General features: G+C 30.5%; 13 protein-coding genes, 1 tRNA gene and 1 rRNA gene (1 of these 15 running past the window's edge). All 15 read right to left on the bottom strand.

Annotated features, from left to right (window positions below):
- Window positions 1-422: ribosomal RNA gene (locus ACWPW7_RS04755) — 16S ribosomal RNA — on the bottom strand (it extends 1,090 nt beyond the left edge of the window).
- Window positions 423-1,121: 699 nt separating this feature from the next.
- The gene (murD, locus tag ACWPW7_RS04750) at window positions 1,122-2,495 is read right to left on the bottom strand and encodes a UDP-N-acetylmuramoyl-L-alanine--D-glutamate ligase (RefSeq protein ID WP_454052583.1); all 1,374 of its coding nucleotides are present in this window, start codon (window positions 2,493-2,495) and stop codon (window positions 1,122-1,124) included.
- A gap of 636 nt (window positions 2,496-3,131) precedes the next feature.
- A complete protein-coding gene (locus ACWPW7_RS04745) occupies window positions 3,132-4,520 on the bottom strand; it encodes a glycine--tRNA ligase (RefSeq protein ID WP_454052582.1) in 1,389 nt (462 codons plus the stop codon).
- A gap of 607 nt (window positions 4,521-5,127) precedes the next feature.
- Window positions 5,128-5,202 (bottom strand) — tRNA-Asn (locus ACWPW7_RS04740).
- Between the two features lie 202 nt (window positions 5,203-5,404).
- Window positions 5,405-5,776 (bottom strand): hypothetical protein, encoded by a 372-nt coding sequence (locus ACWPW7_RS04735; RefSeq protein WP_454052581.1) that lies wholly within the window; start codon window positions 5,774-5,776, stop codon window positions 5,405-5,407.
- Window positions 5,748-5,951, bottom strand: a complete 204-nt coding sequence (locus ACWPW7_RS04730) for a hypothetical protein (protein WP_454052580.1) — start codon at window positions 5,949-5,951, stop codon at window positions 5,748-5,750. The genes ACWPW7_RS04735 and ACWPW7_RS04730 overlap by 29 nt, the downstream gene beginning before the upstream one ends.
- 188 nt (window positions 5,952-6,139) lie before the next feature.
- The gene (lysS, locus tag ACWPW7_RS04725; protein WP_454052579.1) at window positions 6,140-7,669 is read right to left on the bottom strand and encodes a lysine--tRNA ligase; all 1,530 of its coding nucleotides are present in this window, start codon (window positions 7,667-7,669) and stop codon (window positions 6,140-6,142) included.
- A 13-nt stretch (window positions 7,670-7,682) separates the two neighbouring features.
- Window positions 7,683-8,165, bottom strand: a complete 483-nt coding sequence (gene greA / locus ACWPW7_RS04720) for a transcription elongation factor GreA (RefSeq protein ID WP_039634417.1) — start codon at window positions 8,163-8,165, stop codon at window positions 7,683-7,685.
- Window positions 8,166-8,389: 224 nt separating this feature from the next.
- Entirely contained in the window at window positions 8,390-9,367 is a 978-nt protein-coding gene (gene dusB / locus ACWPW7_RS04715) for a tRNA dihydrouridine synthase DusB (protein ID WP_454052578.1), read from the bottom strand.
- 8 nt (window positions 9,368-9,375) lie between these two features.
- The gene (locus ACWPW7_RS04710) at window positions 9,376-10,155 is read right to left on the bottom strand and encodes a type III pantothenate kinase (protein WP_291560627.1); all 780 of its coding nucleotides are present in this window, start codon (window positions 10,153-10,155) and stop codon (window positions 9,376-9,378) included.
- Between the two features lie 184 nt (window positions 10,156-10,339).
- The gene (locus tag ACWPW7_RS04705; RefSeq protein ID WP_039634412.1) at window positions 10,340-10,543 is read right to left on the bottom strand and encodes a hypothetical protein; all 204 of its coding nucleotides are present in this window, start codon (window positions 10,541-10,543) and stop codon (window positions 10,340-10,342) included.
- Between the two features lie 5 nt (window positions 10,544-10,548).
- Window positions 10,549-10,728 carry a hypothetical protein gene (locus ACWPW7_RS04700; RefSeq protein ID WP_454052577.1) on the bottom strand — a complete coding sequence of 60 codons (180 nt, stop codon included), beginning with the start codon at window positions 10,726-10,728 and terminating at the stop codon, window positions 10,549-10,551.
- Between the two features lie 156 nt (window positions 10,729-10,884).
- Window positions 10,885-12,021, bottom strand: a complete 1,137-nt coding sequence (locus ACWPW7_RS04695; protein ID WP_454052576.1) for a sodium ion-translocating decarboxylase subunit beta — start codon at window positions 12,019-12,021, stop codon at window positions 10,885-10,887.
- A 19-nt stretch (window positions 12,022-12,040) separates the two neighbouring features.
- Window positions 12,041-12,421, bottom strand: a complete 381-nt coding sequence (locus ACWPW7_RS04690) for a biotin/lipoyl-binding protein (RefSeq protein ID WP_454052575.1) — start codon at window positions 12,419-12,421, stop codon at window positions 12,041-12,043.
- Between the two features lie 23 nt (window positions 12,422-12,444).
- Complete coding sequence (locus ACWPW7_RS04685; protein ID WP_454052574.1) at window positions 12,445-12,795, bottom strand: OadG family protein; 351 nt, start codon at window positions 12,793-12,795, stop codon at window positions 12,445-12,447.
- Between the last annotated feature and the right edge of the window lie 12 nt (window positions 12,796-12,807).

The following is a 12,807-nucleotide window of genomic DNA, read 5'->3' as shown; positions in this document are numbered from 1 at the left end:
CCCTAAGGCCTTCTTCATTCACGCGGCGTTGCTGCGTCAGGGTTTCCCCCATTGCGCAATATTCCCCACTGCTGCCTCCCGTAGGAGTCTGGACCGTGTCTCAGTTCCAATGTGGCCGATCACCCTCTCAGGTCGGCTACGCATCGTCGCCTTGGTGAGCCTTTACCTCACCAACTAGCTAATGCGCCGCGGGTCCATCTCATAGCGGATTGCTCCTTTGGTATAAAAGTCATGCGACCTTCATACGTTATGCGGTATTAATCTCCCTTTCGGGAGGCTATTCCCCTCTATGAGGCAGGTTACCCACGTGTTACTCACCCGTCCGCCGCTAATCCACTCCCGAAGGAGCTTCATCGCTCGACTTGCATGTGTTAGGCACGCCGCCAGCGTTCGTCCTGAGCCAGGATCAAACTCTCAATTTAAAAGTTTGTATCTTGATTGCTCAAGTAAAGTTTGCTGACTATATTAGTCATTTTAAGTTTCTTTCGAAACTCAATAAATTAACTGGTTTTACCTATTTCTCTGTTTAATTTTCAAAGACCAATTTCTTACTATTTTGCCGTCGTTTCCCGACTGCTTTTTTATCTTATCACTTTGTTTTCTCATTGTCAACATATTTTTCAAAACTTTTTAAAGTTTTTTTAGAAGACTTAAATCTCTTTAAGATCTAATAAATATGCTGCTTTAAAAACTTAGTGTGTCGCTTTAGCACTTGGCGCTGGCGACTCATTTATAATAACACGATATAAAAGGGTTCAACTTTCTCTTTTTATTATTTTGATAAAATTATTTTATAAATTCTTCATAATACTCTTTTTTTCTTTATTTTTCACATAAAGATACACTAGGACAAGTTTGTTTTTATTTTTTAAATTTTAGTAGTAAACATGCTTTATTACACATATTACAACAACTTAATAATCTACATTTTCCCTAATTTTTATAGATTATACATGCGCAGACTCTATACCCTCTTAAAAGAATAACCTTAGTATCTTAAAAGATTTTGATCTAAAGCTTCTTACCCAAAATAAGTATTAGTAGTTTTTTATATTACTCTATATTTGCAATTAATAAATACTGCCTTAAGCATTTATTATACTTAAGGCAGTATTTATTAATTATAAGTTATTAATTATTTCCTTAAATTTATTTCCTCTAGCTTCAAAATTTACAAACATATCAAAACTAGCACAAGCAGGGGATAGTGTTACTATATCATCTTTTTCAGAAATTTCTTTTGCCTTATCTACCGCTTCTTCTAAAGTATCAACCATATATATTGCAGTTTCTATTCCTTCTTTTTCTTTTAACTCATCAAAAACTGTCTTTATTTTATACTTTGTTGCGCCTAGTAATATTAATGATTTAATATATCTATATCCTTCAAAAGCTAAAGGTTCAAATGGTAGGTTTTTATCATATCCTCCTGCTATTAATATAACAGGCTTTTCAAAAGCTTTAATACTTGCTAAAGTCCTTGTAGGACTAGATGCTATAGAATCGTTATAAAATTCCACTCCATTTATAGATCTTATAAATTCGCTTCTATGTTCCACTCCTCCAAAAGATATAGCTATATTCTTCATAGCTTCAGTACTTACTTCATTACAAGTTGCAGAAAACGCAGCTAATAAATTTTCAACATTATGCATACCTTTTAATTTTATTTCTTTCTTATCACAGACTTCCTTACCCCTAATATATAGCTTTTCATTTTCATAGTATGCACCTTTTTCTACTTTTTTCTTTCTACTAAAGGTATAGACTCTTCCTTTAGCTTCTCCTATCATTGAGCTAGTTATGTCATTATCTTCATTTAATACTAATAGAGAGTTTTCATCTTGATATTTGTATATATTCTTCTTGCTTTCAATATATTCATTCATGTCCTTATGCATATCTAAATGATTAGGAGATAAATTTGTTATTACTGCTACATCTGTAGAATCCTTCATTGTCATAAGCTGAAAGCTTGATAATTCTAATACTACTCTATCATCCTTTTTTATTCTTTCTATATTAGTAAAGAGAGGTGTCCCTATATTTCCACCTACCCAAGTATTATATCCTGCTTCTTTTAATATATTATACACAAGCGTTGTAGTTGTAGTTTTCCCATCACTTCCTGTAATACCATAAATCTTAGCAGGGCAATATCTTACAAACTCCTCCATCTCAGATGTTATATAAGCTCCTTCGTTTTTAGCTCTAACTAAAGCTTCACTATCTATTCTCATAGATGGAGTTTTAAAAATCACTTCAAATCCTTTTAAATTATTTAAATAGTTGTCTCCTAATTCAAACTTTATTCCTAAGTTTTCATACTTATCTATATCTTTAAATTGGTCTCTATTTTTCTTATCAAAAGCCGTTACCTTAGCTCCAAGTTTAACTAAAAACTCTATAAGAGGTATATTGCTGACTCCTATACCCACTACTGCCACATTTTTATTCAATATATATTTTTTAAAATCATTAAAATCTCTTTTCATTCTATTTTTAATCCTCCAACATTGACTATTATCATTAATAATATGTATATTATAACACTTTTTATTTGTTATTTGAATTACTGTAGAATATGATATAATTAAAAACGAGAATTTTGTCGAAATTGTTCGAATTGAATTAATATATAAACTTATCTTTGTCGTATTGATTTGCATTTTTCTACATGCTATACTTCTCTTGTGCCGTAAGGAATATGTTAAGATGATTCCCCAAAGTTTTAACATAACACATAACATATCCCCATGATTAAACCCTATTTTTTACCGGATGACAATCCGGTTATTTTTTTACCCAAAAACCATTTTAACTTTAAAATTCTTCTCGACATTATTGAGTATTTTTAGAATATATTTGTTTCATTTTTTAAATTCTTTAAATAAATTCTAAAAATATAACTTTATCTATAAGTTATTATTATCAATTTCAAAAGAAAAACTCCCTACAGGTATATTAGACTTGTAGAGAGTTTTTCATTCAATTTAGGCATCTGAAATAAAATAATAAACCAAAGATGTTAGTATGTTTTATATCAGACAAGGCGTCAGGTTCTGACAACACAGTATGATGGAAAACAGGCTAACATACTGGTCTATTATTTTTTGAAGATGCCTAAGTTATTAAAATTCCATTTTTTCTTCTATATATTTAGTAAGTTCATCCACATGAAGTCTTATTTGCTCCATTGTATCTCTATCTCTTACTGTTACAGTATTATCTTCCATAGTATCAAAATCCACTGTTATACAGAAAGGTGTTCCTATTTCATCTTCTCTTCTATATCTTTTTCCTATACTTCCTGCTTCATCATAGTCAACATTAAATTTTTTAGCAAGTATTGAATAAACTTCTAAAGCTTTTTCACTTAATTTTTTACTTAATGGTAGTACTGCTGCTTTAAAAGGTGCTAGTGCCGGATGCAAATGTAATACAGTTCTAACATCGCCGCCTTCAAGTTCTTCCTCATCATAAGCATTTACCAAGAATGCAAGAGCAACTCTATCTGCACCTAATGATGGCTCAATACAATATGGCACATATTTTTCATTTGTTACTGGATCTAAGTAAGATAAATCTTCTCCGGAATGTTCCATATGTTTTTTAAGGTCGTAATCTGTTCTATCAGCTATGCCCCATAGTTCGCCCCAACCAAATGGGAATAAAAATTCTATATCACAAGTTGCATTACTATAGAAAGATAATTCCTCTTCACCATGATCTCTAAATCTTAAATTTTCTTCTTTCATACCTAGATTAAATAAGAATTTCTTGCAGTATTCTTTCCAATATCCGAACCATTCTAAGTCTGTTCCTGGTTTACAGAAAAACTCTAGTTCCATTTGTTCAAATTCTCTAGTTCTAAATACAAAATTTCCTGGTGTAATTTCATTTCTAAAAGATTTACCAATCTGAGCTATACCAAAAGGTACTTTTTTTCTTGAAGTTCTCTGTGCATTTTTAAAGTTAACAAATATACCTTGAGCTGTTTCTGGTCTTAAGTATATTTCTGATTTACTATCATCAGTTATTCCTTGAAATGTTTTAAACATAAGGTTAAATTTTCTTATGTCTGTAAAGTTTTTCTTTCCACATTTAGGGCAAACTATTTGATGTTTTTCGATATACTCTTTATACTCTTCATTAGTCCAGCCATCAGCAACTGCAACTTCTGCTCCTTCTGAAGTCATATGATCTTCCACTAATTTATCTGCTCTAAATCTAGCCTTACAATCTTTACAATCCATTAATGGGTCTGAGAATCCTCCAACGTGTCCTGAAGCCACCCAAACTTCTGGGTTCATAAGTATAGCACAATCAAGTCCTACATTATATGGACTCTCTTGAACAAACTTTTTCCACCATGCTTTTTTAACATTGTTTTTAAACTCTACTCCTAATGGACCATAATCCCAAGAGTTAGCAAGTCCTCCATAAATCTCTGAACCTGAAAATATAAATCCTCTATTCTTACACAAGCCAACAACTTTATCCATAGTAACTTCTTTCATAAAATAATACCTCCATTTTTTTTATTTATAAACACTCCAATTGAAGTAAATTTACTCTAATAAAAACAAAAAAACTATTACTAGTTAAGGGACGAAATAACATTCCGCGGTTCCACCCTTATTAGCAATAGCTCAGCTCTACTAAAATATACTCAAAAGCTCCCTTCACTATAAGTCCTTAATGATTTGCACCTTCCATCATTTCTCTTTATAAAGTACTTAAAGTTACTCTTCTTCATCAATGTATAATATTAAATTGTATTGATATATGCTATCATAAAAATTCAGAATTGTCAAGCATTAATTGTTAAAAAGTTAATATTAAAATATACTTTATTTATACTTATAAATTATAGCCACTTCTACTAATACAAAAGATGAATATTTTGCTTCTTGTAAAGTTGTTCAATAATTTCTTAATAATAAAAAAATAACTAATAACTTTTTTAAACTTATCGTAGAAATTAATGCTTTAAAAATTAGTTAAGTATTGTAAATTAAATTCTAATATCTTATAACTTATGTATAAGTTTAATTTTTTATAAACTCATTACAATAAAAAAAGTAATACCATAAAGTATTACTTATATCTATCAAAAATAAAAAATGGCTCCGCGAAGAGGATTCGAACCTCCAACCTATCGGTTAACAGCCGAGTGCTCCACCGTTGAGCTATCGCGGAATATCGTCATTACTGACTATATATATTATTATATCAAAAATCAAAAACAAATGCAATAGTCTTTTAAAATTTTTTTTATACTTTTTTATTTAACTTTATATGCCTTATATTAACTGTGATAAATAATCTATATTCATTGATATTTTTGCTCATATTCAACAATATTAAATCCTGAAATTTTTATAGTAAGTGGATATTTAACTTATTTAAAACATCCTTTTTTTATAGATGTTCTAAAATCTTCACTTTCATAAATATCTGAAAGCCATAATGCATTTTTCTCTACAAGGTTATTGTCTTTATCATATATTTTGATAGTTTTATCATTATCATAAATAAAGCTATGATCTTTATTTATTCTATATTCATTATTTCCTATAGATAAAAATTCTCCTTTATCTTTGTTTATATTTTGTTTTTTATTAAAATATAGTCTTAAAAAATTATTATCATTTCCCTCTATTCTATCTAAATATATTTCTGAATTATTCCCTTTATAAACAAGTTCTTTTACTTCAATAGGCTCATTAAAATAGCTTAATAGTTTATTTATCTTTAGGCATATAACTTTCATCGACTTGTATTGTAACTTCTATAGGAGTAACTCTAGTAATTCTATATCCCATTTGGTGAATGATATTTTTTCTCATACTTTCCTTTAGATCTTCTTTATTAATGAAATTTAATCCTACTTCAACAATCAAGGTTAGAGCAATTAAACTTAGAACTATTTTAGAACTTCGCTTCATTCTAATCTCCCTTACAAATTATTCTTATAAAAATTTTTAACATAATTATTGTTAAATGTTAATATTCAATAATTTAAAAGTAGCGTTATAAGGATTATATATTACTAATAAGAGTGCCCTTAGGAAAATTATACCATATAAAAAGAGATATAAAGTCTTCATAGACAATATATCTCTTAATTTTCATATTATTGTAATGGTTTCATAGTTGGGAATAAGATTACGTCTCTTATTGATGTAGAATCAGTTAAGAACATAACTATTCTATCTATACCTATTCCTAATCCTCCAGTTGGTGGCATACCTACTTCTAATGCACTCATAAATTCTTCATCTATAACATAAGCTTCATCGTCACCAAGTTCTCTTTCTTTTGCTTGCTGTTCAAATCTTTCTCTTTGTACTATTGGATCATTAAGCTCTGAATAAGCATTACATACTTCTCTACCATATATAAATCCTTCAAATCTCTCAGTAAATTCAGGATTTCCACGTTTTTTCTTAGTAAGTGGTGAAATTTCTACTGGATAATCGCATAGGAATGTTGGCTGTATTAAATGTTCTTCCGCAAACTCTTCAAATAAAGCATTTAATACATCTGCCTTTGTACAATCTTTTAATTCTTTCTTAAATTCCAAATGCTTTTCTTTAGCAATAGCTTGAGCTTCTTCATCTGTTTTAATAGTCTCAAAATCTATTCCTGCATATTCCTTAACTGCATCCACCATTGTAAGTCTTCTCCAAGGTGGTGTTAAATCTATTTCCGTTCCTTGATAATTTATTTTAGTAGTTCCATGCACTTTCTCACAAGCATAAGCAATCATTTGCTCTGTAATTGCCATCATATCATTATAATCTGCATAAGCTTCATATAATTCAATCATAGTAAACTCAGGATTATGTCTTACGCTCATACCTTCGTTTCTGAAGTTTTTACCCATGTCATAAACTTTCTCGAAACCACCAACAATACATCTTTTTAGATATAATTCAGTAGCTATTCTTAAATACATATCTATATCTAATGCATTATGATGAGTAGAGAATGGTCTTGCAGCTGCACCACCTGCTATTGATGATAAAATTGGAGTTTCAACTTCTAAGAATCCTCTATTATCTAAGAATTCTCTTATGCTTCTTATTATTTGAACCCTCTTCATGAAAGTATCTCTAACATCCTTGTTCATAACAAGGTCAACTTCTCTTTGTCTATATTTTAAATCTGGATTTTTAAGCCCATGCCATTTCTCTGGTAACGGCTTTAATGATTTAGATATAAGTGTAACTTCTGTTGCACGTACAGAAACTTCTCCCGTTCTAGTTCTGAATGAAGTTCCTGTTACACTTAAGAAATCTCCTATATCAAATGTTTTAGCATCTTTAAAAGATTCTTCGCCTACCGCATCTAATCTTATATATACTTGAATTTTTCCATATCTATCATGAATATCACAAAATCCAGCTTTACCTTGAATTCTCTTAGACATAAGTCTTCCTGCTACAGTAACTGGAATTTCTCCGCCTTCTTCAAATCCATTAACAACTTCTTCTGATGTGTGGGTTCTATTCACTTTATAAACATCAAATGGATCTTTTCCTTCAGCTTGAAGTTCAGCTAACTTTTGTCTTCTAATTCCTACTTGCTCATTATATTCAGCTTCTTTTGCTTGAATATCTTCCACTTCAATCTCTGGCGTATTTAAATTATTTTCTTCCATATATAAACTCCTCCTATGCTCTTTTTATTTCAAGTACTTCGTATTTACTTACTCCATCTGGAATAGAAACTTCAATTACGTCTCCTACTCTTTTACCTACAAGTGCACTTCCAACTGGTGATTCATTTGAGATTTTATTCTCCATTGGATCTGCTTCTGCTGAACCAACAATATGAAATTCCACTTCTTCATCAAAGTCATAGTCTTTAACTTTCGCTATTGAACCTATACTAATTATATCCTTATCTAATTCACTTTCATCAACTACTGATGCATTTCTCAGCATGTTTTCAAGTTGTATTATTCTTCCTTCTACAAAAGCTTGCTCATTTTTAGCTTCATCATATTCAGAGTTCTCACTTAAATCTCCATATCCTAAAGCTACTTTAATTTTCTCAGTGATTTCTTTTCTCTTAACTGTTTTAAGGTACTCTAACTCTTCTTCAAGCTTCTTTATTCCCTCATAGGTCATCACATATTTTTTAGAATCACTCATTTTTTTCTCCCCTTTAAACAATATATATATTTACTCTATTCTTCAATAAAACACTTTAATAATTTAACATGATTGTACCACAAAACTTCTTTAAAGTCTTAAATCCACAAAACTTCTTTAGAATCTGTGGATTTAAGACTTTAAGTTATTATAAATCAGTGGCTACAGTATGTCAATAAAAGGATGCTCAATACATCCTTTATTAATATTTATGTAATATTATATTACTGTATATTATCCACAAATACTGATTTATATTCAAGTAAAATACTTAGCACATCTTCGTATTTAGTCATTGAATTAATTCTGTCTTTGATTTCAGTGCAATATTTAAGCCCTTTAATATACCAAGCTATATGCTTTCTCATTTCCCTTACAGCCTTTATTTCTTCAAAATACTTAATAGCTAAATTTAAATGATTAATACACATATCTACCTTTTCTATAGGTGTAGGCTTTGTTATACTTTCACCTTTCAAAGCCTGTGTTATCTCTCTAAAAATCCAGGGGTTACCCATAGCCCCTCTTGCAATCATTATACCATCACAATTAGTTTGTTTTTTTATTTTTATGGCATCCTCAGCTGAAAATACATCGCCATTTCCTATTACAGGTATTTTAACTGCTTCTTTAACTTGTCTTATAATATCCCAATCTGCTTTTCCTTCATACATTTGCTCTCTAGTTCTGCCATGGACTGCTATAGCATCTGCACCTGCATCTTCTATGTATTTACTAAACTCAACAGCATTTATATTATTTTCATCAAAACCTTTTCTAAATTTAACAGTTATAGGTTTTTTACTTACCTTCTTCATTTCCTTTACTATTTCTGCCGCCAATTTAGGATTTTTCATAAGTGCTGATCCTTCACCATTTTTAACAATTTTAGGCACAGGACATCCCATATTCACGTCTACTATACAGATATCATTATTTTCATTAAACACTTCACAAGCATAGGCCATTATTTTAGGTTCATTCCCAAAAATTTGAATACCTACAGGTTTCTCTTCATCTGCTATTCTCATTAATCCTTCTGTGTTTTTGCTTTTGTAAAATAGTCCTTTAGCACTTATCATTTCAGTATATACAAGTCCACAGCCCATATTATTACAAATACCTCTATAAGCTATGTCTGTAACACCTGCCATAGGCGCTAAAAACACTTCATTATCAAAATGAAGATTTGATATATACATACTATCACCTAGTCTCTATTTTTTTCGTATATAATTCTAAGTCCATCTAAAGTTAAAAACGATTCCACTTTATCTATTGTAGAAGATTCTTCTGATATTAACTTAGCAAGTCCTCCTGTAGCTATAACTATAGGCTCATCTTCACCTTTAGCCATCATTTCTTCTTTCATTTTACGTACTATGTAATCAACTTGACCTATGTATCCATAAACTATGCCCGCTTGCATACTTGCTACTGTATTTTTGCAAATTACAGTTTCAGGCTTTGAAAGTTCAACTCTTGGAAGTTTAGCCGCTTTTTCAAATAATGCATCTGAAGATATCTTTACTCCCGGACAAATTGTTCCTCCTAGATAATCTCCATTTTTAGTTATAGCACAAAAAGTAGTAGCTGTACCAAAGTCTATTATTATCATTGAACTCTTATAAATATCAAAAGCCGATACTGCATTTACTATTCTGTCAGCACCTACTTCTTTTGGATTATCATATTTTATATTTATACCAGTTTTCACTCCTGGTCCAACTATTATTGGTGTTTTATCAAAATATTTTCTTATCATATGTTCTAAAGAGTACATAATATTAGGCACCACAGATGATATTATTACTCCTTCTATATCAGATATTTTTATATTGTTTTGTTCAAAAAGTTGCCTCACTTGTATACCATATTCATCGGAACTTCTCTTGTGATCAGTGGATAGCCTCCAATCAACTAATAATTCTTTCTCCTTGTATATCCCTAATACAATATTGGTATTCCCTACATCTAAAACAAAAATCATTTAAATTCACCTCTATATAGTTAAAAGCAGCTTTAAAAGCTGCTTTTATCCTGTATGTTTGACTAAAAAAATCTCACTACAATTAATAATTTAATTTTAACAAGTTAATCTATTTTGTCAAGGTGTTTAAATCATTTTTAAAACTTGTAATTTATGTATATATATAATTTAATGTAAAGATTATTTATATTACGCTCTTACTACTATTTTGCATTATATTTAATATTTCTTTTTCATCCTTAGCAAACTCATATAATATTCTTTTTAAGTTTCCTTCTTTTTCGCTAGTCATTAAGTTCATGTACATATTCATTAAGCTTTTCTCTACATTTGTAATATGACGACTTCTCATTAATTGTTCCTTTGTTAAATGATAATTATATTTCATGATAATTACCTCCTTAAGAGCTGCTGTAATACTTCAATGTGATTATTATGCTTTTGTATCAATTCCTCAATTGAACTTTGCATAGAGCTGTTATTTACAGCTTTTAAATAGCTTTTGTACTTACTTATAAGTATTTCCTCTTTTTCTATAATGTTATTAATAGTAGCTTGATTTGGACATATCATAAATAATCTCCTCCTTTTTCATATATTATTATCAATATAAAAAGGTATATACTTCTTTTTAGGAAGTATATACCTAATTTATAAATTGTTCACACTTTAACTTAGGCGTGTGAAAGAAAATAATATACTGGTCTATTATTTTTTAAATATGCCTTATTAACCAAACATAGAAAGTAATACACCAGCCGCTACAGCACTACCTATAACCCCTGCAACGTTTGGTCCCATAGCATTCATAAGTAAGAAGTTAGAAGGATCTTCCTTTTGTCCTACAACTTGTGAAACTCTAGCAGCCATAGGTACCGCCGAAACTCCTGCTGAACCTATTAATGGGTTTATTTTACCTTTAGTAACTTTACACATTATCTTACCTATAATTACGCCTGAAGCAGTTGCTACTGCAAAAGCAATAACCCCTAAAATTATTATTCCTATAGTTTTTGAAGTTAAAAATATCTCTGCTTTAGCTGTTGCTCCAACAGAAAGCCCTAAGAATATTGTTATTATATTTATAAGAGCATTTTGTGCAGTATCACTTAATCTTCCAACAACCCCAGATTCTTTAAATAAATTTCCAAGCATTAGCATACCAACAAGTGATTTAAGTGATGGAAGAAATAATATAACTAAAATAGCGACAACTATTGGAAATATAATTTTTTCTACTTTTTTAACTTGTCTTAGTTGTCCCATTTTTATTGTTCTTTCTTCCTTAGTAGTCAATGCCTTCATGATTGGAGGTTGAATCAATGGCACTAGTGCCATATATGAATAAGCTGCAACTGCTATTGGCCCAAGTAAATGTGGTGCTAACTTATTTGTTAGGAATATAGCTGTAGGACCATCCGCTCCTCCAATTATACCTATAGATGCCGCTTCTTGTGGAGTAAATCCAAGTAGTATTGCTACTATAAATGCAAAGAATACTCCAAATTGTGCTCCTGCTCCCATAAGAACACTAGAAGGATTAGCTAATAGTGGTCCAAAGTCCGTCATAGCACCAACTCCTAGGAATATAAGTGGTGGAAATATTTCTAGTTTAACACCTCTTGATAAGTAATATAATAATCCTCCAGCTTCACCTGCAACCGGTTCTGCCATTATATCTGCTAATGGTAAATTTGTAAGTAACATACCAAAAGCTATAGGTAACAATAATAATGGCTCAAACTCTTTTGCAATTGCTAAATATATTAATAAACAAGAAACACCTATCATTAAAAGCTCTTTCCAAGTTATTGCAGCAAAACCGGAGGTACTTAATAGTTCTTGTAATACTTCAATTATATTCATTTAGCTTACCTCCTTTTTATTATGCGATAACAGCTAAAACGTCTCCTGTATTAACAGCTGCTCCTTTTGCCACATTTATTTCAGCAATGCTACCATCTACTGGTGACATTATTTCATTCTCCATTTTCATAGCTTCTAAAACAAATAATACATCACCTTTTTTAACTGCAGCACCTTCAGTTATATTTATTTTCACTATTGTTCCTGGCATTGGAGAATCAATTTTTTCTCCTGAAGCATTTGATTTTTTAACTGCTGGTGCAGTTGCTGGCTTTTGCACTGGTGCTGGAGTTATTGGTTTTTCTGGGGATACATTAGGTGCAGAAGTAAATTCTCCTTTAACCTCTTCAACCTCTACTTGATATATATTTCCATTAACAGTAACGTTATATCTTTTCATAGTAATTTTCCTCCCTATACATTTTAGCGATTAAATTTAGTAGCATTACTTTGCCAATTTGCATTTCCACTATTTACTCTTTTTATACTCTTTATATTTAAATCTGAAATTGGTACATTAAGATGAGCTGATAACGATGCCATTATAACTGCAACTAATTCTAAGTCATCTTGAGGATTTTCTATAGTTTCTACCTCTTGTACTAATGGTTCAAATATCTCTTCTTTGGCCGGTTCTATTTTTTTCTTTTTATCTCTTAATAGAAAGCTTTGAAATTTAATTACATACATTAAGATAACTAATACAGCGAAAACTATAATCATAGCTACTGCCGAAACTCCTAATGCATCTATTAAACTTAATTTTTCATTCATACTATATCCCCC

The sequence above is a fragment of the Clostridium sp. Marseille-Q7071 genome (assembly GCF_965112025.1).
Note: the sequence above shows the minus strand (reverse complement) of the source record. Positions and strands in the feature narration are given on the sequence as shown.